This is a genomic window from Xanthomonas sp. NCPPB 2632 (assembly GCF_041228075.2).
Taxonomy (GTDB): domain Bacteria; phylum Pseudomonadota; class Gammaproteobacteria; order Xanthomonadales; family Rhodanobacteraceae; genus Luteibacter.
In genome coordinates this window covers 321,816-348,750 of the sequence record NZ_CM192979.1, presented here as the reverse complement: position 1 = coordinate 348,750, position 26,935 = coordinate 321,816, and the positions used below count along the sequence as shown (strand labels likewise).

General features: G+C 68.0%; 20 protein-coding genes. 15 read left to right on the top strand and 5 right to left on the bottom strand.

Annotation, left to right across the window (positions count from 1 at the left end; translation table 11 throughout):
• Positions 1-29 precede the first annotated feature (29 nt).
• Positions 30-1,223, bottom strand: coding sequence for a DesA family fatty acid desaturase (locus AB8808_RS01550; protein WP_369926156.1), 1,194 nt, complete (start codon positions 1,221-1,223; stop codon positions 30-32).
• 234 nt (positions 1,224-1,457) lie between these two features.
• Here AB8808_RS01550 and AB8808_RS01545 point away from each other — a divergent pair, with 234 nt between their 5' ends.
• From AB8808_RS01545 to mutM, 5 genes are all read left to right on the top strand, one after another.
• The gene (locus AB8808_RS01545) at positions 1,458-2,189 is read left to right on the top strand and encodes an ABC transporter ATP-binding protein (protein WP_369926154.1); all 732 of its coding nucleotides are present in this window, start codon (positions 1,458-1,460) and stop codon (positions 2,187-2,189) included.
• Positions 2,186-2,941: an ABC transporter permease gene (locus tag AB8808_RS01540; protein WP_369926152.1), complete on the top strand. Its 756-nt coding sequence runs from the start codon at positions 2,186-2,188 to the stop codon at positions 2,939-2,941. The genes AB8808_RS01545 and AB8808_RS01540 overlap by 4 nt, the downstream gene beginning before the upstream one ends.
• Complete coding sequence (locus AB8808_RS01535) at positions 2,941-4,287, top strand: GldG family protein (RefSeq protein WP_369926150.1); 1,347 nt, start codon at positions 2,941-2,943, stop codon at positions 4,285-4,287. Before AB8808_RS01540 ends, AB8808_RS01535 begins: the two co-directional genes overlap by 1 nt.
• Position 4,288: 1 nt before the next feature.
• Positions 4,289-4,783 (top strand): hypothetical protein, encoded by a 495-nt coding sequence (locus AB8808_RS01530; RefSeq protein ID WP_369926148.1) that lies wholly within the window; start codon positions 4,289-4,291, stop codon positions 4,781-4,783.
• Between the two features lie 69 nt (positions 4,784-4,852).
• A complete protein-coding gene (gene mutM / locus AB8808_RS01525; protein WP_369926146.1) occupies positions 4,853-5,665 on the top strand; it encodes a bifunctional DNA-formamidopyrimidine glycosylase/DNA-(apurinic or apyrimidinic site) lyase in 813 nt (270 codons plus the stop codon).
• On the opposite strand, the gene AB8808_RS01520 is transcribed toward mutM, so the two are convergent.
• Both AB8808_RS01520 and AB8808_RS01515 read right to left on the bottom strand, forming a co-directional pair.
• The gene (locus AB8808_RS01520; protein ID WP_369931311.1) at positions 5,666-6,430 is read right to left on the bottom strand and encodes a hypothetical protein; all 765 of its coding nucleotides are present in this window, start codon (positions 6,428-6,430) and stop codon (positions 5,666-5,668) included.
• 5 nt (positions 6,431-6,435) lie between these two features.
• A complete protein-coding gene (locus AB8808_RS01515) occupies positions 6,436-7,089 on the bottom strand; it encodes a thymidine kinase (protein ID WP_036138231.1) in 654 nt (217 codons plus the stop codon).
• A gap of 156 nt (positions 7,090-7,245) precedes the next feature.
• On the opposite strand from AB8808_RS01515, the gene AB8808_RS01510 reads away from it, so the two are divergent.
• The gene (locus tag AB8808_RS01510) at positions 7,246-9,240 is read left to right on the top strand and encodes a UvrD-helicase domain-containing protein (RefSeq protein ID WP_369926143.1); all 1,995 of its coding nucleotides are present in this window, start codon (positions 7,246-7,248) and stop codon (positions 9,238-9,240) included.
• Between the two features lie 4 nt (positions 9,241-9,244).
• Here the strand turns inward: AB8808_RS01510 and AB8808_RS01505 are convergent, their stop codons facing one another.
• Both AB8808_RS01505 and AB8808_RS01500 read right to left on the bottom strand, forming a co-directional pair.
• A complete protein-coding gene (locus AB8808_RS01505) occupies positions 9,245-10,264 on the bottom strand; it encodes an AI-2E family transporter (RefSeq protein WP_369926141.1) in 1,020 nt (339 codons plus the stop codon).
• 47 nt (positions 10,265-10,311) lie between these two features.
• Positions 10,312-11,331: an AI-2E family transporter gene (locus tag AB8808_RS01500; protein ID WP_369926139.1), complete on the bottom strand. Its 1,020-nt coding sequence runs from the start codon at positions 11,329-11,331 to the stop codon at positions 10,312-10,314.
• Positions 11,332-11,477: 146 nt separating this feature from the next.
• On the opposite strand from AB8808_RS01500, the gene AB8808_RS01495 reads away from it, so the two are divergent.
• The 9 genes from AB8808_RS01495 (at position 11,478) to AB8808_RS01455 (ending at position 26,878) form a co-directional block, all read left to right on the top strand.
• Entirely contained in the window at positions 11,478-12,401 is a 924-nt protein-coding gene (locus AB8808_RS01495) for an HAD family acid phosphatase (protein WP_369926137.1), read from the top strand.
• A 213-nt stretch (positions 12,402-12,614) separates the two neighbouring features.
• Positions 12,615-13,586, top strand: a complete 972-nt coding sequence (locus AB8808_RS01490; protein ID WP_369926134.1) for a hypothetical protein — start codon at positions 12,615-12,617, stop codon at positions 13,584-13,586.
• 17 nt (positions 13,587-13,603) lie between these two features.
• Positions 13,604-16,219 (top strand): glycerol-3-phosphate 1-O-acyltransferase PlsB, encoded by a 2,616-nt coding sequence (gene plsB / locus AB8808_RS01485; RefSeq protein WP_369926132.1) that lies wholly within the window; start codon positions 13,604-13,606, stop codon positions 16,217-16,219.
• Between the two features lie 101 nt (positions 16,220-16,320).
• Entirely contained in the window at positions 16,321-19,245 is a 2,925-nt protein-coding gene (locus AB8808_RS01480) for a dermonecrotic toxin domain-containing protein (RefSeq protein WP_369926131.1), read from the top strand.
• Complete coding sequence (locus tag AB8808_RS01475) at positions 19,209-19,502, top strand: hypothetical protein (RefSeq protein WP_369926130.1); 294 nt, start codon at positions 19,209-19,211, stop codon at positions 19,500-19,502. Before AB8808_RS01480 ends, AB8808_RS01475 begins: the two co-directional genes overlap by 37 nt.
• A 73-nt stretch (positions 19,503-19,575) precedes the next feature.
• Positions 19,576-20,325, top strand: a complete 750-nt coding sequence (gene ubiE / locus AB8808_RS01470) for a bifunctional demethylmenaquinone methyltransferase/2-methoxy-6-polyprenyl-1,4-benzoquinol methylase UbiE (protein ID WP_369926129.1) — start codon at positions 19,576-19,578, stop codon at positions 20,323-20,325.
• A 146-nt stretch (positions 20,326-20,471) separates the two neighbouring features.
• Positions 20,472-23,885, top strand: a complete 3,414-nt coding sequence (locus AB8808_RS01465) for a dermonecrotic toxin domain-containing protein (protein ID WP_369926127.1) — start codon at positions 20,472-20,474, stop codon at positions 23,883-23,885.
• Between the two features lie 70 nt (positions 23,886-23,955).
• Positions 23,956-25,803 carry a M1 family metallopeptidase gene (locus AB8808_RS01460; RefSeq protein ID WP_369926125.1) on the top strand — a complete coding sequence of 616 codons (1,848 nt, stop codon included), beginning with the start codon at positions 23,956-23,958 and terminating at the stop codon, positions 25,801-25,803.
• Positions 25,804-25,879: 76 nt separating this feature from the next.
• Complete coding sequence (locus tag AB8808_RS01455; protein ID WP_369926122.1) at positions 25,880-26,878, top strand: alpha/beta fold hydrolase; 999 nt, start codon at positions 25,880-25,882, stop codon at positions 26,876-26,878.
• The last annotated feature ends 57 nt before the right edge of the window (positions 26,879-26,935 follow it).

The following is a 26,935-nucleotide window of genomic DNA, read 5'->3' as shown; positions in this document are numbered from 1 at the left end:
CCTTTCCAATAACCGCTGACCGTTCGCGCTTACGCGCCGACCGCCGAATAGCCCTTCAGGCGCTGAGCGAACTGCTGCAGCGAGCGGATGCCGCTTTCCTCGGCCTCGGCGATCCACTGCTGCAGCGACTTCAGCGCCTTGTCGCCTCCGCGCTCTTCCATCAACGCGACCAGCCGGGCGCGGAACTCGCAGACCGTGGCCAGCGCGGGGCGGTTGGCCAGGGCCGCCTGCATGCGCTCGCGCGCATCGTGATCGAGCCAACGCCCGCCATCGGCCAGTGCCCGGCGCACGCGACGCGGCACGGCCTTCAGGCTGTCGCCGGCCTGGGTCATTTCCTCGCGCATGGTCGGCAGGATGACGTTGCGGTAGTAATCGGTGGTGGCCTGGAAGCGCAGCGCCAGCACGCCCTTGAGCGTCTCCGAATCCGGCAGGTGCACGTTCGGACGGATGTTCAGCGTGGGCGCCACGCGCAGGACCTTGGCGAGGCGGAAGAAACGCAGGCTGCAGATCACCGCCCAACCGATGTCGAACTCCCACTTGCGCAGGGCGAACTTGGCCGAGCTGGGGAACGCGTGGTGGTTGTTGTGCAGTTCTTCGCCGCCGATCCAGAAGCCCCACGGCGAGATGTTGGTCGCGGTGTCGGAGCTTTCGAAGTTGCGGTAGCCCCACCAGTGGCCGATGCCGTTGACGAAGCCGGCGGCCCAGAACGGAATCCAGGCCATCTGCACGGCCCAGATGGCCATGCCGACCACGCCGAACAGCGCCACGTCGATGAAAGCCATCAGGACAGGACCCCAATACGGGTGTGCGCCGAACAGCTTGCGCTCGAACCAGTCGTCCGGCGTGCCGCGGCCGTACTTCTCCATGTCGGCCTTGTTGTAGCTGGCCTCGCGATAGAGCGATACGCCGTCGAGGAACACCTTCTTGATGCCGAAGACCTGCGGGCTGTGCGGATCTTCCTCGGTCTCGACCTTGGCGTGGTGCTTGCGATGGATGGCGACCCATTCCTTCACCACCATGCCCGTGGTGAGCCAGCCCCAGAAACGGAAGAAGCCGTTGAGGGTCCAATGGAAGTCCACGCCGCGATGCGTGGCGCTGCGGTGGTAATACAGCGTCACCGTGAAGATGGTGAGCTGGGTGACCACGAGGACATAGATGGCGATCTCGCCCCAACTGGCGCGAGTGAGGCCGTTGGCCAGGAAATCGAGCAGGGTGTCGAACATCGGTCGGTACCGCGCGGGGAGTGAAGGTGTCGTACAGGTGCCAGTCTAGCGAGCCAAACCCGTACCCACCAGCATGGAAAAGGGCCAAATGTGAAGCCCGCTGTTGTGGTTTCCGGACCCCATTCCGCACAATCGCAGGATGACCGATCCCTTACACGTTCAGCATGGTCGATGCGTAGCGGCATTTTGCGCACACGATGTCCGTCGTTGCGCGTCATTCGCGCTCACCACGCCATGACCGCGCCTCCTTTGCTGAACGTGTCGCGGGTGTCGCGTCGCCGTGCGGGGAGACAAGCGGTCGAGGACGTGTCGTTCAGCCTGAACCGCGGCGAAGTCCTGGGCCTGCTGGGCGTGAACGGCGCGGGCAAGTCGACCACCCTCGCCATGCTCGCGGGCGCCCTCCGGCCGGATGATGGCCGGATCGACATCGACGGCGAGGACTTCATCGCGCGGCCCGCGCTGGCCAGGAAGACGCTCGGCTGGCTGCCCGAGAGTGCGCCGCTGTGGCCCGAGCTGTCCGTGGACGAACACCTGCTGGCGTTTTCGCGCCTTCGCGGCGCCACGCGCAAGGACGCGAGGACGGCCACCGACGCCATCGTCGCCCGGCTCCAGTTGGGCGACCTCCGGCGGCGTCTTGCCGGCGTGCTGTCACAGGGCCAGCGACAGCGCCTCGGGCTTGCCTGTGCCCTGGTCCATCAGCCCGTACTCGTGATCCTGGACGAACCGGCCAACGCGCTCGACCCGGTCCAGGTCGGCGAACTGCGTCGACTGATCCGGGAACGCGCCGCGGCGGGCGCCGCGGTGATCCTGTCCACCCACGTGCTGGGCGAAGTGGTGGCCGTCTGCGATCGGGTGGCGATCCTCCACGAGGGCCGGCTCCGGCACGACGCCCCCTTGCGTGCCGCCGATGGCCATGGCGATGTCGAAGCGGTGTTCTTTGGAATCGCCACGGGAGGACGGACATGACCGTCGCCGCCGTCGCTCGCCTGGAATGGCGTCGCCTCGTGGTTCGTCCGCTGGCCTGGGCGCTTGCCTCACTCACCATCGCCTGGCTGGCCTGGACGTTCGTGCTCGGCCTGGGCCAGTTCCTCGGCGCCCAGGTGAAGCTGGCCGGTAGTGCCGATGCCCCCGGATTCACCGACCTGGTCGCCATCCCGCTGCTGGCGGAGCTGGACAAGCTCGCCTTTCTCGTGGTGCCGCTGATGACCATGACGCAGCTGGCCGGCGAGCGCCGTGCGGGCACCCTGGCGCTACTGGCATCGACCGGCCTGTCGCCGACACGCATCGTACTGGGCAAGTACATCGCGGTGCTGGGCTGGCTCGCCCTGTGGCTGGCGGCCACGGTGGCCATGCCCCTTTGCGTGGGCGCCGCCTCCACCGCGGACTGGGGCAAGCTTGCCGCGGCCACGCTGGGCACGGGCCTGTTTCTCGCGACGCTGGCGGCCATCGGCCTGGCCTGCTCGGCGGCCACGGCGTTTCCGGCGATCGCGGCGGCCATGTCGCTCATCGTCACGCTGGCGCTCTGGACCATCGACCGCGGCGCGCAGGCGGCCGGCGTAAGCGGTGGCTTCCTCGAATGGCTGGCCATGGCGACCCATCTACAGCACCTGATCCGCGGACTGGTCATGTCGTCCGACCTGGCCTGGTTCGCGCTGGCAATCGCCCTGTCGCTCACACTCGCCATCCGCCGCCTCGGCGCCGACCGGGAGCGCCAGTGATGCGCCGCCTCGATCGCTGGCTGGTGCTGCTGGGCCTGCTGGTGGCGACCGGCTGCCTCGGTTTCCTCAGTTCGCGCCATGTGTGGACGGCAGACTGGACCCGAGGTGGTCGCGCCAGCCTGGCACCGGAAAGCGTGGCCGTGCTGGACGCGCTGCACGGTCCGGTCGAGGTCATCGGCTATCTCTCGCCGACCGGCCCGCTGCGCGAGCAGATCGCCGCCGTGCTTGAGCGCTACACGCGCCAGAAGAAGGATCTGCACCTGTCCTTCGTCGATCCCGACCTCGATCCGGCGGCATCACGCCAGCTGGGCATCGCCGGCGACGGCGCCTTGCTGGTGCGCTACCAGGGCCGCGAGCAACGCGTGGAAAGCCCGATCAACGAGCGCAACCTGTCCAACGCGCTGGAACGCCTGGCGCGCGGGGGCGAGCGGGTGGTCGCCTTCGTCACCGGCGATGGCGAGCGACAGGCCGATGGCCACGCCAATGCGGATCTCGGCACCTTCATGGGCCAGATCGAACGCCGCGGCATCCGTGCCGTGCCACTCAACTTCAGCCAGACACGCGGCGTTCCCGAGCACACCGACCTGGTCGTGCTCGCCAGCCCCGGCGCGCCCTTGCCGGCGGCGAGCGTCGCCGCGCTGGTGGACTACCTGCGCGACGGCGGCAACCTGTTGTGGCTGACCGAGCCGGGCAACGACGACCTGGGCACCGGACCGCTCGCCGACGCCCTCGGCGTGCGGGTGCTCCCCGGGGTACTGGTGGATGGCCAGGGCAGCACCCTGAATGTCACCGACCCCCGCCTGGTCGTGGTGGGCGATTACCCCTTCCATGCCATCACCCGGGGATTCCACGAAAGTGCCCTGTTTCCGCAGGTGTCGGCGCTGGCGCAGGTGTCCGATCACGACTGGGCCGTGGTGCCGTTCCTGCGCTCGGGCGAGCGCAGCTGGACCGCCTTCGGCGGCATCGACAACGCGCACCCCTCGACCGTCGCCTTTCATCCGGAGGCCGGTGAGCTGAAAGGGCCACTGGATTTCGGCTTCGCGCTCAACCGCCTGTCGCCGCGCCCCGATCGCAACGAACAGCGCGCCGTGTTGATCGGCGACGGCGACTTCCTATCCAACACGTACATCGGCAACGGCGGCAACCGGGCCCTGGGCGAGCGCGTGCTCGACTGGCTGCTCGGCGACGACGTGCTGGTGAACCTGCCGGCGCGCGGCGCCCCCGACCGCATCATCGCGTTGTCGCAGGACGGGCTCAATGCGCTCACCTTCGGCTTCCTCGTCGCCCTGCCCCTCCTGCTGCTGGGCACGGGCGTGGGCATCGCGTGGCGACGCCGGAGGCGCTGACATGCGAAGCCGGCTGATCGGACTGCTGGTGCTGACCTTGCTGGTCGGTGCCGTGGCATGGCAATGGCACCTGGACGAAAGCGATGCCCGCGCGCATACACTGACGCCGCTCGACCCGGATGCGATCACGCGCATCGAGGTCGCGTTCAAGGGCATCACCCCCCAGCGCTTCGAGCGACGCGACGGCCACTGGATCGCCGAGGGCAACGGTAGCGTGGTCGACCAGGGTCGGCTGGGCGACTTGGCCGCGCTCGCGGCCACACCGGTGTCCGACTGGAAACCGTCCGCGGCGTTCGACCCGGCGAAGATCGGCCTGGCGCCGCCGATCGCCGTGCTGGTGCTCGACGATGTGCGCATCGACTTCGGCGACCTGGCCGCGCTCGGCAGGCAACGCTACGCGAGGGTGGGGAATCGCATCGCCTTCGTGCCCGCGCAGGCGCTACCGCGGGCCGAGCGAACCGCCGCCCTGCCGATGCACGCCGGCGCGCCGCCCTGAACCCCCTGCCCTGATTCCCAAGGCTCCGTGGCAGTTGCCAGCCGCCGCGACAGGCCCCATCTTCCGCGCATGCCCGAACTGCCCGAAGTCGAAACCACCCGCCGCGGGATCGCGCCGCACCTGGAAGGACGCCGCGTCACCGGCGTGGTGCTTCGTCGGCCGGACCTGCGCTGGCCCATTCCGCCGGAGATCACCTCGCACTTGCCCGGGCAGGTGATCGAGGCCGTGGAACGCCGCGCCAAATACCTGCTGCTGCGGACGCAGGCGGGCACGGCGCTGCTCCACCTGGGCATGTCCGGCATGTTGCGCGTGCTGCCGCGGGACACACCGCCGGGCAAGCACGACCACGTGGACATCGTGCTGGAGACCGACCAGGCACTGCGCCTGACCGATCCGCGCCGGTTCGGCGCACTGCTGTGGCAGATGCCGGGGGAAACCCATGCCCTGCTGGATGGCATCGGACCGGAGCCGTTGACCGACGCCTTCGACGGTGACGTGCTGTGGCGCCTGGCACAGGGACGCAGCGCGGCGGTCAAGACTTTCATCATGGACAACGCGGTCGTGGTCGGCGTGGGCAACATCTACGCCAGCGAGGCACTGTTCGCCGCCGGTATCGATCCCCGTCGCGCCGCCGGCAAGGTGTCGCGGCAGCGCTATGCCCGGCTCGCCGCCGAGATCAAGCGCATCCTGGCGTATGCGATTTCCCGGGGCGGCACCACGCTGCGCGACTTCCTCGCGCCCGACGGTGCGCCGGGGTATTTCTTCCAGGAGCTGTTCGTCTACGGACGGGGCGGCGAGCCCTGTAAACAGTGCGGCTCGCCGATCCGGGTCGTCACGCTCGGGCAGCGTGCTTCTTTCTACTGCCCTTCCTGCCAGGCCTGATCAATCCGGCCAGCGCATCGCCGCGTGCGAGTTGTTGAACAGCGGATCGGACTCGTCGCCCGAAAGGGCCACGGCCAGTCCACCCGCCACGCCGTCCACCTCGACCGTCTGCCCTTCCTCGAAATGCGCGCCGAGGGCGCCCAGGTCGACGAAGCGCTCCGCCAGCGCACCGGCGCGGTCGATCTCGCGGTCGGGCACGTTCGTCAGGCTGATGTCCGGACGACCGAACTTGCGCATGCCACGCGTGCGGATCCAGGAACGCCCCTTGGTCTCCTCCGGGCTGCACAGGATCAGCACATGGTGGCGCGTGGGCGCGCCGCCCTTGACCAGGTAGTGCTCACGCCAGCCGGCGGCATCGAACAGGCTGAGGATCTGCGGGTCGACCACCGCCTTGCCGCCGATGTCCGTCAGCGCGGCCACGACGCCAAGCGTGTCGCGCAGGTAATCCAGCGCGTCGCGGTCGGCAAACCGGCCGCGGATGGCGATGACGTGCGGCGCGGCCTTGGCCGCCGCGAAGGCTTCGGGGCTGTCCTCGCGCAGCAGGTCGCCCAGCGCGCCGGACAGGGGATAGCCCTCCCAACGGGACAGCACGGCGTTCTGGAAGCGTTGCAGCTCCACGCCGTCGGGCAGTCCCGCGCTGCCGTAGCGCGACGCGGGGATGGCCAGGTCTTCCGGAAAGGCGCCGAAGACGAAAAACAGCAGCACCGCATTTTCGTCGCTGGGCTGCCAGTGGGGGCGCGGCCACGAGGGGGCGGCAGGGGTCATGTCGGTCACGCGGGCTGTCCTTCGTCGGAATCGGTTTCGCCGAGCGGCAGCACGGATTGCTGCAACTCGATACGGCCATCGCCGGCGGTAACGCTCTTGAACTCCGCGCGGCTGACCGAGACATAGCGGTCGTTGCCGCCGATCTCAACCTGCGGGCCCTGGGTCACCGCCCGGCCATGCTCATCCACGCGAACCACCATCGTGGCCTTCCGACCCGAATGGCAGATCGTCTTGATCTCTTCCAGGTTGTCCGCCCAGGCCAGCAGGTAGCGGCTGCCCTCGAACAGTTCGCCGCGGAAATCGGTGCGCAGGCCATAGGCCAGCACCGGGATACCCAGCCGGTCCACTACGTCGGACAGCTGCCAGACCTGGGCCTTGCTCATGAACTGGGCCTCGTCCACCAGCACGCAGTGCAGCGGACCGCGGCGGGCGATGTCCCGCTCCACGATGGCGAGGATGTCCTCGTCGCCGGCGAAGCGCAGCGCGCGGGCCTGCAGGCCGATGCGCGACGCCACCACGCCTTCGCCGTAGCGGTTGTCCAGCGCCGGGGTGAGGATCAGCGTGCGCATGCCGCGCTCGTGGTAGTTGTGCGCGCTCTGCAGCAGCGTGGTGGTCTTGCCGGCATTCATTGCCGAATAGTAGAAATACAGCTTGGCCATGCCGGTCGTTCCGATGCGTGACCGCACATGGTACCGCCTGGCGCCGTCGCCGGCAGTCTCGCCGTCGCTGAGAGTACGGTCGCGTTCCCTTTCCCCGGGCCGGCACCTGATACCATCCACGGTCTCGTCCGCCTGTCCTTTCCGGCCCGAATCCCGATGCTCAATCCGCAACAACACGCGGCCGTCGAGTACTGCGACGGTCCCCTCCTCGTGCTGGCCGGTGCCGGCTCGGGCAAGACGCGCGTCATCACCGAAAAGATCTCGCACCTGATCTCGCGCCGCCACCTGGCCGCCGAGAAGATCGCCGCGATCACCTTCACCAACAAGGCGGCGAAGGAAATGCGCGAGCGCGTCGGCAAGCTCATTTCCGAGCAGTCGGCCAAGGCGCTCACGGTCTGCACCTTCCACGCGCTGGGCCTGAAGTTCCTGCAGATCGAGCACGACCGCGCGCAGCTGCGCCGCGGGTTCTCCGTGCTGGACGCCGACGACAGCGCCAACATGATCAAGGAGCTGTCACCCAAGGGCGTGAAACCGGAAGTCATCCAGGGCATCCGCAACCTGGTGGGCAAGGCCAAGAACGGCGGCCTGTCCCCGGAAGAAGCCATGGCCTCGGCGCGCAGCCCGCGCGAGATAGAAGCAGCCACCATCTACGACCTGTACCAGCAGCGCCTCGCCGCGTTCAACGCGGTGGACTTCGACGACCTGATCCGGCTGCCGCTGCGCATCCTGGAAACCGACGACGACGCGCGTGCCGTCTGGCAGGAGCGCCTGCGCTACCTGCTGGTCGACGAATACCAGGACACCAACGACGCGCAGTACCGCCTGCTCAAGGCCATCGCCGGCCCCAAGGCGCGCTTCACCTGCGTGGGCGACGACGACCAGAGCATCTACGCCTGGCGCGGCGCGAACCCCGAGAACATCGACCAGCTCGGGCGCGACTTCACCCACCTGCGCGTGATCAAGCTGGAGCAGAACTACCGCTGCGCCAAACGCATCCTGCGTGCGGCCAACCATCTGATCGCCAACAACCCGCACGTGCACGAGAAGCGCCTGTGGAGCGACCATGCCGAAGGCCCGCCCATCCGCGTTCTGGAATGCAAGGACAACGACCACGAAGCGGAACGCATCGCCTCCATCGCGGCCAGCCTGCACGAGAAGTACAAGGAAAAAGGCATCCGCTGGGATGACTTCTGCATCCTCTACCGCGGCAACTTCCAGGCACGCGTGATCGAGAAGGCGCTGCGTCTCGCCCGCGTGCCGTATCACCTCAGCGGTGCCCTTTCCTTCCTCGACCGCGCGGAAGTAAAGGACATCCTCTGCTACCTGCGCCTGCTGACCAATCCGACCGACGACGCCGCGTTCCTGCGCGTGGTCAACGTGCCCAAGCGCGAGATCGGTGCCACGTCGCTGGAAAAACTCGGGCAGATGGCGCAGTCCCGCAACGCGTCGTTGCTGGATGCCGCACGTAGCGACAGCGCACTGAAAACCATCGCACCGCGCGCCGCCTCGGCACTGGCCGGTTTCGCGCGGCTGATGGATGAACTGCGCAGCCACGCCGTGCATGAGAGCGCCGCCGACCTGGTCAACACCGTGATCGAGAAAACCGGTTACGGCGCGCAGATCGCGGCGTCCACCACCGACGAGGTGCTGCGCGAGCGCCGCCTCGGCAACCTGCGCGAGCTGGTCGACTGGTTCCGCGCCATGGGCCGCGACGGTGGCCGCACCGGCGACATCGCCGCCCAGCTCGCCCTGCTCAGTCACGCCGACCGCGACGATCCCGGCAACGCTCTGCGCATGATGACCCTGCACTCGGCGAAGGGGCTGGAGTTCCGTTTCGTCTTCATCGTCGGCTGCGAGGACGGCACGCTGCCACACGAAGGCGCCATCGACGAAGGCCGCCTCGACGAGGAACGCCGCCTGATGTATGTCGGCATCACGCGCGCGAAGGAAATGCTGACGCTGTCCTTCTCAGCCCGGTCGCGCAAGTACGGCGAGGTGCTTTCCAACGACCCGAGCCGCTTCCTCGAGGAACTGCCGCAGGACGATCTGCACTGGGACGGCAAGGACCCGGACGCCGACGCCGAAGTGAAAAAGGAAGCCGCCGACACCCACATCGCCCGCATCCGCGCGATGCTGGCGGGTGGTGGCTGATTCTTCAGATAAGCCCTTCCGCTTCCAGCTCGCTCTTCAGGTACGCGTAGTAAATCGGCGCAGCGACAAGCCCGGCAATGCCGAACGCCGCCTCGAACACCAGCATCGCGATCAGCAGCTCCCACGTGCGCGCACGGATCTGCCCGCCGACGATCTTCGCGTTGAGGAAGTATTCCAGCTTGTGCACCACGACCAGGAAGACCAGCGCCGCCACGCCGACCCACAGTGCGACCGACAACCCCGCCACCACGATCAGCACGTTGGAAATGAGGTTGCCCGCCACCGGCAGCAGGCCCACCACGAAGGTCACGATCACCAGCGTCTTCGCCAGCGGCACGTGCACGCCCAGCAGCGGGAGCGCCACCAGCAGGAACAGCGCCGCGAGTGTCGTGTTGATCGCCGATATCTTCAGCTGGGCGAAGATGATGTTGTGAAACGCCTCGGCAAGGCGCATCGAGCGGGTCGACAGCTCGAACGCCAGCGGCTTGGCCGGGCGACCGCCCGCCCCGTGCGACACGGCGACGATGGCACCCAGCACCAGGCCGATCAGGATATGCGCCGTCACCCGGGCCGCCGTGGTGCCGACCAGCTTCAGGTCCCCCGCGTGCTCGTGGGCCCAGCCCATGCCCTGGGTGCGGAAATCGTTGAGGCTGTCGGGCAGGCGCGAGGTCAGCCAGGGGGGCAATTGCTCGTGCGCCTTGTCCAGCAGCGGCACCAGCTTCGCATCCCACAGTTGCTGCGGATCGCCGATATCGCGGCGATAGAAACTCAGGGCCGCGAAGACCAGCAACACGATGGCGCCCACCACGATTACCGTGACCACGCCCACCGCGATGAGACGGGCCCGTTCACCCGGAATGACGCGCCGGACCAGCGGTGTCAGCGCCTCGACCACCTCGTAGACCAGCAGCCCCGCCAGCAGGGCGGAGACGAGGTGCAACATCAGCACGCCCCACAGCGCCAGCGCCGCGAGGATATAGGTGGCCACGCGGATGGCGCGGGAAGATCCGGGCGTGCTGATCATGTCGGGTTCCTTGAATGGCGGCGATTCCAGCATCACGACGATGAACGTCAGATCAAACGCGCGGCCTCGAGTTCAGACTTGAGGTAGGCGTAGAAAATGGGCGCCGCGACCACCCCTGGCAGCCCGAACGCCGCCTCGAACATCAGCATGGCCACCAGCAGCTCCCAGGCGCGGGCCCGGATCTGCCCACCGACGATGCGCGCGTTGAGGAAGTACTCCAGTTTGTGGATCACGATCAGGAAGACCAGCGCGCCCAGACCCACGTAAAGCGAGACGGACAACCCGACGATGGTGATGGCCGTGTTGGACATAAGATTGCCGATCACGGGCAGCAGCCCCACGAGGAACGTCACGACGATCAGCGTCTTGGTCAGCGGCAGGTGCACACCGAACAGGGGCAGGATGCCGAGCAGGTAGATCGCCGTGAACACGGTATTGACCAGGGAAATCTTGATCTGGGCGAACACGATGTTGTGGAACGCGTCGGCGAGCCGCGCGCTGCGCAGCGACATCTCGGCGGCGAACGGCCCCACCTGGTGGCTGGGCCGGGTGCGGCTCAGGGCGACGATGGCGCCGAGGATCAGCCCGATCAGGATATGTACCAGCACGCGCGCGGCCTCCTTGCCTGCCAGTTGCAGGTCCAGCGCGTGCGAGCGGGCCCAGTCCATCGCCGTGTAGCGGAGCGCCTCGACGCTGTCGGGCAGGCGATCGACGATGGCGGGGGGCAGTTGCTGCCGCGCACGCTCCACCAAAGGCATCAAGCGGTCCTGCCACAACTCCTGGGGGTTGCCGATCTCGTTGCGGAAGAAGCTGATCCCGCCCAGGATCAGCAGGGTCAACAGGCCGACCACCACCACGCCGATTACCGCCACGGCCAGCACGCGGGCGCGATCGTTCGGCAGACGGCGCCCCATCAAGGGCGCCGTGGAGACCACCATCTCGTAGACGAGCAGGCCGGCGAGCAGGGCCGGCAGCAGGCGCAGCCACAGGATCAGCAGCAAGCCGGCCCCTGCGGCGGCATAACTGGCGATGCGCACGGCGCGGGTCCGTGATGGCGAAGCGTCCATGGACGATCTCGTCGTGAGTAAGGCCGCAGTCTGTCAGTACGTGGGGCGGCAGCGCCAGAGGCATGCTCCCCGTCGTCAGGCTGTCGTAAACTGCGCGCAGAATCGCCGCCCCCTGGGTGCCGATACCCGATCGACAAGGGGTTTCCATGATGAAGTTCGCTCCGGTCGCCCTGGCGGCCGCACTCGCCCTCGCTGTCGGCGGTTGCGCCCATGCGCCGCGCGCCGCCACGCCGACCGCCCCCGCCACGGTCGTTGCCGCATCCGCGACGCCCGCCGCGCCTGCCATCGGCGCCGCCGCCGACGACAACCTCAACGCGGTGGCCTGGTCGCAGCGTGCCGACGAGCACGACCTGATCTACCTGCAGACCTTTCGCGAGGCGCAGGAGAAAATCCTCAAGGCGAAGCAAGACCCCACGTGGGACGCGTTACCGAAGGACGACCGCGCCGCGCACCCCTCGCTGAAGGGCCTCAAGCCGGCCGTGATCCTCGATATCGACGAGACCGTGCTGGACAACTCGCCGTATCAGGCGCGGCTGGTGCGTTCCGGCGGCGAATACAACGAGGCGGAGTGGGCGGCCTGGTGCAAGGAAGCGGCAGCCCGGCCGCTGCCCGGTGCCCTGGCATTCACCCGCTTTGCCGCGGACCACGGCATCGCCGTGTTCTACATTTCCAACCGGGCCCGTGACCTCGACGAAGCCACGCTGGCCAACCTGCGCAGCGCCGGTTTCCCCGTCGCCGGCAAGGAGTCCTTCCTCGGCCTGGGCACGGTCGTCGACGGTTGCGAGCAGGCAGGCAGCGAGAAGAGCTGCCGGCGGCAGCGGATCGGCGCCCACCACCGGGTGCTGATGCAGTTCGGCGACCAGCTGGGCGATTTCACCAGCATCCCCGGGAACACGCGCGAGGGCCGCAGTCGTGCCATGGCGCCCTACACGGCGTGGATCGGCGAACGCTGGTTCGTCCTGCCCAACCCCACCTACGGCTCGTGGGAGCCGGCGCTGTTCGACAACGATTTCGAACTGTCGCGCCCCGAGCGCCGGCAGAAAAAGATCGACGCGCTGCGCATCAATTGAATCAACAACTTAGATGGTGTTAGATAATGTATTGCATTAAGAATGCCATCCAACTATCATCCCCGTCGCCGAAACCCGTGGTGCTTTAAAGCAAGGCGGGCAAGGCCATTTCCCTTACCGGCTTCGGGCTGGATAACCCCGTGAGACGATGAGTCTCCGGGGTTTTTTCTTGTACGCTCCCCGTCCCCGCTGTCCCGAGACGTCGAAGCCCCCATGCGCCGTTCCCTCCTGCTGGTACCGGCCCTCCTGGCCCTGCTCGTGTCCGTCGCCGCCTGCGACAAGAAGAAGGCGGAAGCGCCGGGTACGCCGGGCGGCGGTTCGCCGGAGGACGCCACCCGCGCGTCGCTGGAGCTGATCCGCGACGGCAAGTTCGACATGTTCTGGCGCCATGCCCTGCCCCCGTCCGATTTCGCCAACCTGCGCGCGGACTGGCCGCGCCGCAACGAGGCCGAGGCGCCGATGGACCCGGCCGACCGCGCCAGGTTCGAGGCGGGCGTGAAACGCCTGACCGAGCCGGACGCCGAGAAAAAACTGTTCGCCGACCTGCGCCCCACGCTGGTGCGCTTCGACCGTGACTACAAGGACCAGATGCCGTTGATCGCGGGTGTCGGCCAGTCGATGGCGCTGACGGCGATCGACCAGGCCAAGGACCTTACCGTGCCGCAGAAACGGCAGTTGCGCGAGGCGGTGAACATCGTTGCTCCGTGGACGCAGACCGTTGCCTGGGGCGACCAGGGGCATGCGAAGGAAGCGATCGGCATCCTGGTCGACACCGCGCGCAAGGCGGGCCTCTCCACGCCCGACGCCCTGCACACGATGAACTTCGAGCAGTCGATGGCCACCTGGTCCACGGGGTGGCTCGGTTTCAAGCGCCTGCTGGCGGTCTACGGCCTGTCCGTGGACAAGAGCTTCGACTCGGTGAGCATCGATACGCTGGAAAACAACGGCGGCTCGGCCCACGTCAAGATCACCTATACCCTGCTCGACAAGCCTATTCAGACCGACGCGACCCTGGTGCTGCTGGACGGCCGCTGGTACGACAGCGACCTGCTTCAGCGCGTTCGTGAAGACCACGCACGCCTTGCCCAGCCCGTCCCGGCCACGAGTGCGCCTGCACCGGCCACCACCGCAGCGCCCCCCGCAAGGGCAACCGCCGCACCGGTCGCAGCCGCCCGGGCGCGCTGAGGCCGTACAATCGCCGCATGTCCGAAATCCCGATGAGTGCGGCTCCGCACGTCCATGTCGCCCGTTCACCCTGGTGGTTCAAGCTGCTGGGGCGTCTCCTCGAACCCTGGGTGCGGATCAAACGCGATCCGGCCGAACCGACCACGTTGCTCAGAAGCGGCGCGGCGGTGTGCTATGCCATCGAGCGCGACGGCACGTCGGACGCGCTGATCCTCGAGCGCGCCTGCCGCGAAGCCGGCCTGCCCAGCCCGATGCAGTTGCTGGAGCTGCCCGGCCGCCGGCGCCGTTCCGTGTTTTCGCTGAGCCGCCGGCATGGCTGGCTGTTCGGACGCACGGACGCAAGGGGCCCGAAGGAACCGCTCGGCCAGCTGATCCGCGCGATCGAGGACGATCCCACGCGCGACATCCAGGTGGTCCCCGTCTCGATCTACGTCGGACGCGCGCCCGCCCGCGAAAGCGGCTGGTTCAGCGTGCTGTTCGCGGAAAACTGGCTGGTGGTGGGCCGCTTCCGCCGCATGCTGGCCCTTCTGCTGAACGGCCGCGACACAGTGGTCCATTTCTCCACGCCGGTCTCCCTGCGCGACGTGCTGGGCGAGTCGCATGGCCTCACGCCTGAGCGGCTGACCCGCAAGATCGCCCGCGTGCTGCGTACCCACTTCCGGCGCGTGCGCGCGGCGGTGATCGGACCCGACCTCTCCCACCGCCGTACCGTAGTCGATGCCGTGCTCACCACCGAGCCGGTCCGCGACGCCATCGCCGCCACGGCCAGCAAGGAAAACATCACGCTGGCCAAGGCGCAGCGTCGCGCGCGCGATTTCGCGCTGGAGATCTCGGCCGACTATTCGCATCCCGTGGTGCGCTCGTCCTCGTTCCTGCTGTCCAACTTCTGGAACAAGCTGTACGACGGCATCGCGATGCATCACTTCGACAAGGCACGCGCCGCGGCTCCCGGCCACGAAGTGATCTACGTGCCCTGCCACCGCAGTCACACCGATTACCTGCTGCTGTCCTACCAGCTGCATCACTCGGGTGTGGTGCCGCCGCACATCGCCGCCGGCGTCAACCTCAACCTGCCGGTGGTGGGCCCGATCCTGCGCCGTGGCGGCGCGTTCTTCCTGCGTCGCAGCTTCAAGGGCAATGCGCTGTATTCCGTGGTGTTCAACGAATACCTCGCGCAACTGGTGGACCGCGGCGTACCGCTGGAATACTTCATCGAAGGTGGCCGTTCGCGCACGGGGCGCCTGCTCGCGCCACGTGCCGGCATGCTGGTGATGACATTGCGCGCATTCCTTCGCGCACCGCGCCGTCCCGTCCTGTTCCAGCCGGTGTACATCGGCTACGAGAAGCTGATGGAGGGCAAGTCCTACATCGGCGAACTATCGGGCAAGCCGAAAGAGAAGGAATCCCTGCTCGGCCTCATCCGCGGCCTGAAGGTGCTGCGCCAGCGCTACGGTCACGTGACGTTGAACTTCGGCGAGCCGATCCCGCTCACGCCGATGCTCGACGCCGTCGCCCCCGACTGGCGCGCAACCACCGCGGAGCCAGACACCCGCCCGGACTGGATGAACGGCGTGGTCGCCGATCTTGCCGACCGCATCCAGATCAACATCAACCGCGCGGCCGACGTCAATCCGATCAACCTGCTGGCCCTGGTGTTGCTGGCCACGCCCAAGCACGCGATGGCGGAAAACGACCTGCTGGCCCAGCTCGAGCTGACCAAGTCGATGTTCGTCGAAATGCCGTATTCGGATCGGGTCACCATCACGCCGATGAACCCGCAGGGCATCGTCGCCTATGGCGAGCAGATGGGCTGGATTCGCCGGGTACGCCACTCCCTGGGCGACGTGCTGGTCACGGACGGCGAGCAGGCGGTGCTGCTGTCGTACTTCCGCAACAACGTGCTGCACCTCAACGCGGCCGCCGCGTGGGTGGCGGCGTGCTTCCTCAACAACCGGCGCATGTCGCGCTCGTCCGTGATCCGGCTGGGCCGGCTCATCTACCCGTTCATCCAGGGCGAACTGTTCCTGCCGTGGGACCAGGACGGCTTTGCGGCGCAGGTGCAGGACACCATCGAGTTCTTCGTCCGCCGGGGCTTGCTGGAAGCCAGTGCCGACGGCCGCGTGCTCGAGCGTGGCCCTGGCCAGGACGATGGCGCGTACCAGCTTCGCGTCATCGCGCGCAGCATGCTGCAGGCCTTCGAGCGGTATTACATCGCCATCGCCGCGCTGGTGAAGAACGGCCCGCACACCATGAGTTCCGGCGAGCTGGAAACCGCGTGCACGCTCACGGCCCAGCGACTGGGCCTGCTCAACGAGCTGTCGGCACCGGAGTTCTTCGACAAGGCGCTGTTCCGCGGCTTCATCCAGAAGCTGCGTGAAGTGAAGATCGTCTGGACGGACAAGACGGGCAAGCTGGATTTCAGCGACGCCCTCGAAGACATGGTGCGCGACGCGCGCGTCATCCTCGCGCGCGAGGTGCGTCACTCGATCCTGAAGATCACGCCGGGTGGCGACGGCGATCGCGATCTCGACGCACGCCCGCCGGCCGATCCGGGCGAGACCACGGCGGAGTCGCTGCACGAGCGACACGTGGCCAACGAACAGACGCGCCACAAGGAACACCCCGGCGCGTAGATGCCTGTTACCCCGACACGACGCACGCGTCGGCGGGGACAGATGCAGGCGACTGCCACGCCTAACCTTTGCGGCGGGATTTCCCACGCAAAGGATGCAGCATGGATATGACTCCGCCGCAGGCCCCGCCTGCCATCGTCAGCGACACCCAGCAAGAGGCCATCGATGGCCTGCAAAGGCTCCTGGACGTTCAGGGCTGGCTGACCCGACAGCAGGCCACGATACCCGCCGTACCCTCCGACCCACGCTCCGGTAGCCGCGATACGTATCTGGCCGAACTGGCCGCCTGGTGGCAGCAGCCGATCGACGACGCGCCGGGCATGCCGCGGGTGTCGCGTACCGCGGCCCTCGCCACACGACTGGCATCGACGATGCGCGACGATGCCCTCGTCGGGCGCATCGACGGCACGCTGGACACCGATGCGGCCACCCTGGCGACCCGGTTCGCGCGTTCGGCCGGCGGCGACCTGCCGCCGGATATGGAAGCCCGAAGCCTGCGCGTCGGCGAGGTCGACTACGCCGGTGCCGTCATCGTCGTCAGTCGCAGCCAGCCATCACCCGTCCTGCTCTTCATGCCCGATCATGGCTGGGAGACCTTTCCCGATCTGGACACCCTCCACGCCCGCACCGAACGGCGACTGCGCGAAGTCATGGCACAGCGCGACGTCCTTGCGGGCGTGCGCGCGGACGACGCACAGCAGGTCGTCGCCACGGCGCGATTCGTCGATTCCGAAGCCATGCACGGCCAGGCCTTCGACGTCATGGCACGGCGCATCGTCGAACTGCAGGCGCAAAAGCTGACCGATGCATGGCCCGCCGAGGGCGCAGTGGATGCATCGCGGTTCGCCGACGACGCCGCTGCCGCGCTCGACCTGCACGACCTGCCCGATATCTTCGCCCTGCTGGGCTCGCGCGAGGCGCGCCTCACCAGCGCGGCAGCCGAAGCGCGACTGGCACGGGTTCCCGCCGGTGTCGCACAGGTCTGGCGCCACGCCGTGGCCGACTACAGGCTGGCCGGCCTGCTTGCCGTCGCGTCGGCGAGGCACCATCCGGGCGACATGCCGCTCGACCTCGCCGGCTGGAGCCGTCGCGAACTGGTCGCCGCGCTCTCCCGGCGCCAGTCGACCATCGATCCCGACGACATCGTCATCGAGGTGACCGGCACCGAGGCACTCAGCCTGCCCACATCGACAGCGTCCGCTCCCGCGCTGCGGTTGAGCCTGGCGGAGTTCGCCTTGCGCAACACGGGCCTGTTCGATGGCCGGCGGCTGCGCGTCACGGGCCCGGCCGGCGCCACACCCGACGCGCAGACGGTGCGCGAACTGGCCCGCGAACTCGATCTCGCGCCACGCTTCGCCGCTTACCTGCGCGAGCGGCTCGGCGACCCGCACGGGCGCCCCTATCGCACGGCCGCCATGCGTCTGCAGTACGCCCGAATGCGGATCGAGGCCGCGGACGCGCGCCTGTCCAGCTACCTGCCCGACGAGCCGGCGGTGTTTCTCGACGACCACGAGGATCGCGGCTACCGCCTGGTGGAAGCCGTGCTCGACGGCCCCACGCAAGCCGGGCGCCGCACGATCGGAGGACATCGGGTAACGGTGCGACAGCTGGTGTACCAGGGCGCCGTCGTCAGCGACGTGCTGGTGATCGGTGTGCGCGATCCGCGCAGCACGTCGCGCGTGGTGCTTTACACGCCGGGCGCACCCGACGGGCGGGCGTATCGCGAATTCACCGATCGCGCCACGGCGGCGCGTCAGTTCCTCTACGCACCCGCATTCGAGGACTACCTGCTCCAACGCCTGCCGGCCGAACTGGGCGAGTCGCGCCCGAACGGCAGTGGAAGGCGCTTTCGCGTGTCGGAGGCAACCGCCCGCGCCCATTGGGTACTGAGTGCACCCGGTGACGGTCGCGGCACCCTCACCGAGGGCCCGTTCACCGAGCAGTTGGTGGATGGCGATGTACGCACCGCGCTGTTCGATGCGGAGATCGTGCGACAGGCACGGGACGTGGCCTGGGCCGGCAGGAGCACGGCACATGCCGATGTGGAGTCCATCACGGGCATCCTGGGCGTTGCCCTGGGCGGCCATCGCGGGCCCGCATCCGCGATCGAGGATACCGTCGGTGCCGTGGGCCAGGCGCTGCGCTCGACCTGGCGTTTCTACGACAGCGTCAAGGCGGGCGACCAACCCCAGGCGTTCCTCGACTTCACCCAGGCCTACACCGCTTCGCTGGGTCTGCTGGGGTTGCACGGCAGTGTCCCGGCCGGCAGCAAGGCCCTGCTGTCGCTGCGGCGGGGTGGCAGCCAGGGACGCATCCAGCCGAGCCGACTACGCATCACCGATGCCCACCATGGACTGGACCCCCGCTACGCGACCCGGCACGCCGACCTCGGCGCGATCCGCCCGGACGCCGCAGGCATCTATCGGCTCGACGGCCGGCGCTACCTGCGTCAGCAGGGCCATGTCTTCGAGATTCGCCACGATGCCGCCCTGGACAGCTGGCGGCTGGTGCGGCCGAATGCACTCGACGCCGCGTTTTCCGGGCCTGCGGTGGCACCGGGTGCGTCCGGGAGCTGGCGCCTGCGCACCGATATCGGCCTGCGCGGTGGCTGGGTCGAGCACGGCGCGTTTCCCCAGCCAGCCACGCGTGGCATCGCAAACGCCGAACTGGACGGCCTGACCGCGTTCCAGCGCTGGACCTTCGAGCAAGCGTTCCGCCGGCGGCTGCACAACGCGGCCGAAGCCAACCTGCTGTTCTGGGATGTCACCGCGGTGCCGACGCCGCGCTTCGTCACGATGCGCCAGCGAACGGCCTGGAACGACGCACTGCGCGAAGCACGGGCGACACCTTCCCAACCGCTTCCGCACGGGCCGCACCGCCTCCCGGCGCGTCATGGCGGGTCCTGGCCCCCGAGGAATGGCCGGCCTCCGTATGGCACGCGCATCATCCGGGCGACCGGCTGCTGGCGCTGGGAACGGATGGCTCGCTCGTGCTGCCGCTCCAGTCGGTGCCCCGCTCGGGCCTGAGGGGCCTGCCGGCGCGACGGGATGCACCGCCGCCGGCCCGGGCGGGAGCCGTCGGTGAAGCCGGCGGCAGCGAATGGCTCCAGATCCACCTGGACCGTTACCGCGCACGGGTGGGTGCCGACGGACGTGCCGGCATCCGGGTCATCGAGGACCGGCAAGGCGACGTGACCACCTACGTCGTTCAGCCGGACGCCGGCTTCCCGCTGAGCTTCCTCGGTCTGGAAGCGGGCGATTTCACCGCGGTGCACCTCCCCTAAGGCGTCGGGCGGCCCGGCCTCCCGGGCGTGCCGACGGCTCGCCCGGGAACCCCCGACGGGGTACCATCCCACGATGGACAAGCACGACACCACCCACTTCGGTTTCCGCGACGTACCCGTCGCCGACAAGCAGAAACTCGTCGGCCAGGTATTCACCTCGGTCGCGCGCAGCTACGACCTCATGAACGACCTCATGTCGTTCGGTGTGCACCGGCTCTGGAAACGACACTTCGTCGCGGTCAGCGGTGTACGCCGCGGCGACCGCGTGCTCGACCTGGCCGGCGGCACCGGTGACATCGCGGCCCTGCTCAAGCCGGTCGTGGGCGACGAGGGCGAGGTGGTGGTCGGCGACATCAACGCCGCCATGCTCGGTGTCGGTCGCGATCGCCTCACCGATCGCGGCCTGGTGGCGGGCCTGCGCTGGGCGCAGATGAACGCCGAGATGCTGCCGTTTCCGGACAACAGCTTCGACGCGGTAACCATCGCCTTCGGCCTGCGCAACGTCACGGACAAGGACAAGGCGCTGGCCGACATGCACCGCATCCTCAAGCCCGGCGGTCGCGCGCTCGTGCTCGAGTTTTCCCGCGTGCAAAGCCCCGTCCTCTCCCGTCTGTACGACGTGCACTCCTTCCAGATCCTGCCCCGCCTCGGCCGCCTGTTCGCCAACGATGCCGACAGCTACCGGTACCTGGCCGAGTCGATCCGCAAGCATCCCGACCAGGACACGCTCAAGGGCATGATGCTGGCGGCGGGCTTCGGTCATGTGGAAGTGCGCAACCTCACCGGCGGCATCGTCGCGATCCATCGCGCGTACAAACTTTGAACGGGGCGTGGGCCACGGCCTGCTGAGGGCCTTCCCCACAGCGTTTCCCTGGCAAGCCCTGTCATGTAGTCGTGTTGCGCGGACAGACGCCTCGTGTGTCGCGATCTAGGCTTTGCGTGGTTTTTCCACCACGCAAAGGACGCGACATGGATACGACACCCCCGCAGGCGCCGCCTGCGATAACGAACAGCGAACACCAACCGGCGATCGACACGGTCGGGCGTCTTGCCGACGTGCAGCGCTGGCTGGTCGAACAACGCGACGCGCTGCCCGCATGGCCCGCGCAACCGTCCGCGGAAGGCAAGGCCGGCTACCTCGATAGCCTCACCGATTACTGGCGCGCTCCCGTCGCCCTTGCGCCGGGAGCACCCCCCGTGACGCGCGCCACCGCCCTGGCCGCAAAGCTGGCGTCCGCCATGCGCGACGATGCCACGCTGCTCGGCCTGGATGGCACCCTGGACGAACGCGCGGTGGCCTGGGTGGCCTCGCTCGCACGCTCGCGCGACGGCGTACCGCCCGACCTGGTCGCCAGCGAGCTGATGATCGGCGACACGCCCTATGCGGGGGCACTGGTCCTGCAAAAGCACGACGTGGACGATCTGGCCCTGCTTTTCACCCCGGAGGCGGGCTGGCAGACGTACCCGGGACTCGATACCCTCCATGAGGCGGCCGAAACGCACATCCGCGAAGCACTCGTCACGGCCGACGAGCTGCCCGGCATCGTTCCGGCGGACATCGAACCGCAGCTGGATGCCCGCTTCGTTTCGTCGCGCGACCTGGGGCCCGATGCCTTTGCCGTGCTGGTCGCGCGCATCGCCCATGTGCAGGAGCAACGGGTCGCCGGGGCCTGGGACGACTTCGCCGCCGGCCTGCTCCCGACCGATGCCCTTTACGATCGCGTGCACGAAGCACTCGACCTCAACGACCACCTCGACGTGCACGCGATGCTGTCGCGTCGTGATATCCGTCTGGGCGAGGCCGTCGAGCAGGCGCGCCTGGCCGGGTTGCCCGCCGAGGTGCGCGCCGCCAGCAAGCAGGCCCGTCGCGCCTACATGGATGCACTCGCCCAAGCGAGCCAGCAGCGCTCGGCGGCGGGGCTCGTCGACATACGATCATTGCACGACTTCGCGCACGACGTACTGCGGCAGCGACTGTCCGCGCACGGCATCACCGACGCGCCCGGCGATATCGCCGTTCACGTCACCCCGCGCGCCACCGACCTGCCGGCGTTGGTCTCGCAAGTATTCCGCACACCATCCTCCCGGCGTGCCAGCCTGGTCGAGCTGGCTTATCAAAACATCGGCCGATTCTCCACCGCCGCACTGTCCGCGGAGCGCATGGATGGCTCGGCGCTGTCCGCACCACTGGGATCGCAGGCGATCGCGGACATCGTCCGCGAGGCGGACGTGGGCACCCGGTATGCGGCTTACCTGGACGAGCGCCTGCTCGGTTCCGCCGAGGCGCGGACATCACGGTCGATCGCACGGAAACTGCACCAGTCCCGCATGCGTTTCGAACTGGAAGAAAGCCGGCTGTCCTATTACCGGCAGGATGTGCCACGCGCCTTCGCCCATGGCGATCGCGACGTGGGATACCGCTGGGCGAAAGCGGTGATCGATGCGCCGGATGCGGCATCCCGCGCCACGGTGGACGGCCATACCATCGTGGCGCGTCAGGTCATGTATCGCGGCGTGCCGTTGACCGACGTCTTCGAGGTGGGTACGCGGGCGCAAAGCGATACCTCCCGCGTCGTCTATTACACACCCGACGCCCCGGACGGTGTCGCTTTTCGCGAGTTCTACAGCCGCGAGGATGCCGCGCGACACTTCTTCCTCGATCCGGCCTACGAGGGTTGGCTGCTCGACCGCCTGCCCACCGCGTTCGCGGAGACCGCTGCCAACGGCACCCGCCGGTTCAAGGTATCCGACGCCGCGCAGCGCAATCGCTGGGTCTTCGCCCAGGACAACGCGGGGCACTACACCCGGATGGAAGAAAACCTGGAAACCCGCATCGTCGAGGGTGACCTGATCGACGCCCAGTACGATGCATCGGTGGCGCTGATGAAAAACCATGTCGCCACGCTTGCCCGTTCTACGGAAACCGCCGACTGGACGGCGACGGCCGATGCGCTCGCTTCCGTTACCGCTACGAGCAGCCCCGCGCACGGACTTGCCGCCGACCTGCTGGCACAGTCGCTGCGCCAGGCCACCCAGGTCATGCCGTCGTTGTGGCGCATGGAAGACAATCTGAGGGCAGGCGATCATCCCCAGGCGTTTCTCGATTTCGTCGAGGCCTACCATTCGTCGCTCAACGTGATCGGCGTGCGACCGCTTCGCGGCATACGGCTGCCGGGCATGCTGGTGCGTGGCGGCAGCCGTTCGGCTACCGTCGCGCCCAGCCGCCAGCGGGTTCTGCCACCGGACAGCTTCTTCGAATCGCGGTTCATCGCCCACGGTGTCGACGCCGTGCACGCCGATGCGGTGAGCGACGGTGTCCTGCGCATCGGCACCGGGCGCTACATCAGCCAGCACGGCAGGCTCTACGGCGTGCGCTTCGATGCCGGCCATGGCACGTGGCGGCTCACCCGCAGCGGCGCGCTCGACGCAAACTACACGGGCCCGGCGATCGAGCGCAGTGCGGCGGGCACATGGCAGCACGCTCGCCGGATCGGCCTGCGTGGCGGTGGCGAAGATCGCTTGCGCAAGCTGATCGGGCGCTTTCCGAAAGAACGCGCCGACCCACACGTCGCTGCGCTCAGCCCCACACAACGGCGTGCCCTGCTGGACGAATTGCATCGCCTGGCCGGCAACCGCAACCAGGCGGTGACCATCTACGGCAGCATGCGGCGAGCGGACAGCGCCCTGCGCGGCGCGGGACTCAACCTCGCACAGCAGGGTTATTTCCATCGGGCCCTTCAGCATGCCCTGGCGCTGCCGCGTGGCCCGGCGGCCACGGTCGGTCGGGTACAGCCCTTCGCCACGCCGCCCCGTCCCGCCACGCCACGCGTCACCACCGCCGTGACGAACCGTCCGGCCCTTTCCGGGGGAATGGTCGCCATGCGGCAGCCGGAAGGTCTCGCCGCCACGGCCTCGGGCCAGCAACTGCTGGTGGAGCTACCCCCAGCCTCTTGGCCAGATGCCGCGTGGGTCTACCTGACCCCGGGCGAGGTCGCGGCGCGCACCGGCGCGGTGGATATCCGGCTCTCCCAGGGTGTGCTCGCACAAGGCCGCGTGGCCGGAGTGGCCGGCCTGACCCTGCCACCGGGCACCCTGCTGACGGCGGTTCCCGGCGTGCCCGCACATCTGGGCGGCCCGACGGCGACGCTCGGTTCCTTCGCGGGCGGCTGGGTACGGATCGACCTGGGCGCGGTGCGCGCCCGGGCGGGTGTCGACGGACTGCCCCTGTTCCGCGTGTCCACGACGGGCGCACCGGGCAACAGCGGCGTCATCATCAACCCCCGTCCCACCGCAGCCGATCCCTACGCCGTGCGCGATGTATGGCTGGCTTCGGGTGAATACGAACTGGGCACGTGGTCGCCGCTGCCGACGACCTCCCCCTGACGACATCCGGCGCCGGGAGGCTCCCGGCGCCGGATGGCATACTGGAGGCTTGCCGCCAACGGAAGCCTCCATGCGCCTTTCATCCGCCTTCTTCCTCGTGCTCGCCCTGCCCGGCGTCGCGTTCGCCACCGACCCGCATTCCTACGCCCAGCCCGATGCCGTTCGCGTCACCCACCTCGATCTCGACCTGAAGCTGGACTTCGGCAAGCGCGAACTGGCCGGTGAGGCCACGCTGGCGCTGGACTGGAAAAGCCCCGGCGCGAAGGATCTGGTGCTGGATACGCGCGACCTGAAGATCGTCAGCGTGGACGCCGTGGATGCCGCCGGTAAACGTGCGGCACTGACCTTCGCGCTCGCACCACGGGATAAGGAACTCGGCTCGAAACTGACGATCCAGGCACCGGCGCATCCGGCGAGCGTACGCATCGTCTACACCACGTCGCCCGAGGCCTCGGGCCTGCAATGGCTCACCCCGGCGCAGACGGCCGACAAGAAACAGCCCTTCATGTTCTCGCAGTCGGAATCGATCCACGCGCGTTCGTGGGTTCCGCTGCAGGATTCGCCGGCCATTCGCTTCACCTACGACGCGCACGTCAGCGCACCGAAGGACGTGCGCGTGGTGATGAGCGCGATCAACGACGCGAAGCACCCGCTGAATGGCGATTTCACCTTCGACCAGTCGCATCCCATTCCGTCGTACCTGCTGGCCATCGCGGCCGGCGACCTGGCGGTGAAGGAAACCGGCCCGCGCAGCGCCGTCTATGCCGAGCCCAGCGTGGTCGGCAAGGCCGCGCACGAGTTCGAGGATACCGAGAAGCTGATCGCCACCACCGAGAAACTCTACGGCCCCTATGCCTGGGGCCGTTACGACATCCTGGTGCTGCCTCCGTCGTTCCCGTTCGGCGGCATGGAAAACCCGAACATGACCTTCGCCACGCCGACGGTACTGGTCGGCGACAAGAGCCTGGTCTCGCTGGTCTCGCACGAGCTGGCGCACTCGTGGTCGGGCAACCTCGTAACCAGCGCCGCCTGGCGCGACATCTGGCTCAACGAGGGATTCACCACCTACGTCCAGGGCCGGATTACCGAAGCCGTCTACGGCAAGACGCTGGCGGACGAGGAAGCGCTGCTGTCCGCGCGCGAACTGCAGAAGACGATCGGCGAGATGCCGGCCAACTCGCAGAAGCTCACCCCGGATGCGCGTGGCGTCGGTGCCGACGACTCGCTGTCCTCGGTTGCCTACGACAAGGGCTCGTGGTTCCTGCGCACCCTGGAGCAGCGTTTCGGTCGCGACACGTTCGATGCCTATCTGAAGGGCTATTTCGCCCACTTCGCCTTCCAGAGCATCGACACGGACACGATGTTCGCCTACCTCAAGGCCAACCTGCTGGATAAATATCCCGGCAAGATGAGCGACGCCGAGGCGCGCGCGTGGATCTGGCAGCCGGGCATCCCGAAAGACGCGCCGCTGCCCACGTCGCCACGCTTCGACGGCATCGATGCGCAGCGCACGGCGTTCCTCGCCGGTACGCTGGCCGCCGACAAGCTGGATGCGAAGGGATGGAACACCCAGGAATGGATGTACTTCCTCGACCGCCTGCCCGACGTGCCGCCGCTGGCGACGATGAAGGCGCTGGATGCGGCCTGGCACCTTACCGGTACGCCGAACGCCGAGATCGGCATGCGCTGGTATGCGCACGCCATTGCCGCCGGCGACAAGGCCGTCTGGCCCGCCGCGGCGGAGCACATGACCCGTATCGGCCGGCTCTACCTGACCACGCCGGTCTACCGCGCCTTTGCCCGCACCCCGGAAGGCCTGGCCTATGCCAAGGCCACCTACGCCAAGGCGAAGGGTGGCTACCATCCGATGACGCAACAGGCGGTGGAACGTATCCTCGCCGGTACGTCGAAGAAGTAAGCCCGCTCACGGGGCTTGCATACCGCCACGACGCCCCGCATCTTGCGGGGCGTCCTTCGTTCAGGCTTCCGATCCCATGGCCAAGTCCACCGTTCCCGCTTCGTCGCCCAGCCGGCCGCTCTGGCAACGCCTGCTGATCCGCCGGCTCAAGTTCCTCGTCGTCGTGGCGCTGGTGCTGGGCATCGGTGCCGGCGGTGTTTACCTGTTCGCACCCTCGCTGCTGCTCAAGGCCGATGCGGCACGCCTGGCGATGTCCGCGCACATGGAAAAGAAACAGGTGGTCGCGGGCGATACGACCTGGTCGTACTACGAGGGCGGTACCGGTCCCACCATCGTCCTTCTGCACGGCTTTGCCGCCAACAAGGAAACATGGCTGGAGATGGCCAAGGGCCTGACCGACCACTTCCACGTGGTGGCGCCCGACCTTCCCGGCTGGGGCGAATCCTCGCGCAATGAGGGTGGCGACTACGGTATCCCGGCGCAGGCGGCACGCCTGCAGGCGTTCGCCACCGCCACGGGACTCAAGCACTTCCTGCTGGTCGGGCAGTCGATGGGGGGCGCGATCGCCGGCGTGTACGCCAGCGAGCACCCCGACCAGGTGGCCAGCCTCGTCCTGATGAGTTCGCTCGGCCTCACCTTCAAGGACAACGACTTCGTCCGCGACGTCAAGGCCGGGAAGAACCCGTTCGTCTTCCACGATCGCGCCGACCTCGAAGCACTGCTTGCACGGATCTTCCTCACCCCGCCGCACATTCCCGGCCGTGTCGAGGATGCGCTGCTGGCGCGCAACGAGAAGGATCGTACCTTCATCGAACGCACCTTCAACCAGTTGCGTGAGCCGGCGCAGGCATATGCCCTGGACCCGGTCATCGGCGGCCTGCCCATGCCGGTACTCGGCGTCTGGTGCCGCGAGGACAAGATCATCGACGTGTCCGCGCTGGATACCCTTCGCGCCGGCCTGAAAAACTCGCCATCCATCGGCGCCACCGTCATGAACGGGTGCAACCACATGCCCATGCTGGAGAAGCCTGACGAGACGGCGCGGATCCTTACGGGCTTCGCGCTGGCGCACTGACAGACGAACAGGAAGCCCATTCCGTAACCTGCGGCACCCTCCCCGTCAGGTTTCAGC

What these genes read in the sequence shown, in the direction of transcription:
- AB8808_RS01550 (WP_369926156.1), bottom strand. Translation starts at nt 1,223, where the DNA reads ATGTTCGACACCCTGCTCGATTTCCTGGCCAACGGCCTCACTCGCGCC.
- AB8808_RS01545 (WP_369926154.1), top strand. Translation starts at nt 1,458, where the DNA reads ATGACCGCGCCTCCTTTGCTGAACGTGTCGCGGGTGTCGCGTCGCCGT.
- AB8808_RS01540 (WP_369926152.1), top strand. Translation starts at nt 2,186, where the DNA reads ATGACCGTCGCCGCCGTCGCTCGCCTGGAATGGCGTCGCCTCGTGGTT.
- AB8808_RS01535 (WP_369926150.1), top strand. Translation starts at nt 2,941, where the DNA reads ATGCGCCGCCTCGATCGCTGGCTGGTGCTGCTGGGCCTGCTGGTGGCG.
- AB8808_RS01530 (WP_369926148.1), top strand. Translation starts at nt 4,289, where the DNA reads ATGCGAAGCCGGCTGATCGGACTGCTGGTGCTGACCTTGCTGGTCGGT.
- mutM (WP_369926146.1), top strand. Translation starts at nt 4,853, where the DNA reads ATGCCCGAACTGCCCGAAGTCGAAACCACCCGCCGCGGGATCGCGCCG.
- AB8808_RS01520 (WP_369931311.1), bottom strand. Translation starts at nt 6,430, where the DNA reads ATGACCCCTGCCGCCCCCTCGTGGCCGCGCCCCCACTGGCAGCCCAGC.
- AB8808_RS01515 (WP_036138231.1), bottom strand. Translation starts at nt 7,089, where the DNA reads ATGGCCAAGCTGTATTTCTACTATTCGGCAATGAATGCCGGCAAGACC.
- AB8808_RS01510 (WP_369926143.1), top strand. Translation starts at nt 7,246, where the DNA reads ATGCTCAATCCGCAACAACACGCGGCCGTCGAGTACTGCGACGGTCCC.
- AB8808_RS01505 (WP_369926141.1), bottom strand. Translation starts at nt 10,264, where the DNA reads ATGATCAGCACGCCCGGATCTTCCCGCGCCATCCGCGTGGCCACCTAT.
- AB8808_RS01500 (WP_369926139.1), bottom strand. Translation starts at nt 11,331, where the DNA reads ATGGACGCTTCGCCATCACGGACCCGCGCCGTGCGCATCGCCAGTTAT.
- AB8808_RS01495 (WP_369926137.1), top strand. Translation starts at nt 11,478, where the DNA reads ATGATGAAGTTCGCTCCGGTCGCCCTGGCGGCCGCACTCGCCCTCGCT.
- AB8808_RS01490 (WP_369926134.1), top strand. Translation starts at nt 12,615, where the DNA reads ATGCGCCGTTCCCTCCTGCTGGTACCGGCCCTCCTGGCCCTGCTCGTG.
- plsB (WP_369926132.1), top strand. Translation starts at nt 13,604, where the DNA reads ATGTCCGAAATCCCGATGAGTGCGGCTCCGCACGTCCATGTCGCCCGT.
- AB8808_RS01480 (WP_369926131.1), top strand. Translation starts at nt 16,321, where the DNA reads ATGGATATGACTCCGCCGCAGGCCCCGCCTGCCATCGTCAGCGACACC.
- ubiE (WP_369926129.1), top strand. Translation starts at nt 19,576, where the DNA reads ATGGACAAGCACGACACCACCCACTTCGGTTTCCGCGACGTACCCGTC.
- AB8808_RS01465 (WP_369926127.1), top strand. Translation starts at nt 20,472, where the DNA reads ATGGATACGACACCCCCGCAGGCGCCGCCTGCGATAACGAACAGCGAA.
- AB8808_RS01460 (WP_369926125.1), top strand. Translation starts at nt 23,956, where the DNA reads ATGCGCCTTTCATCCGCCTTCTTCCTCGTGCTCGCCCTGCCCGGCGTC.
- AB8808_RS01455 (WP_369926122.1), top strand. Translation starts at nt 25,880, where the DNA reads ATGGCCAAGTCCACCGTTCCCGCTTCGTCGCCCAGCCGGCCGCTCTGG.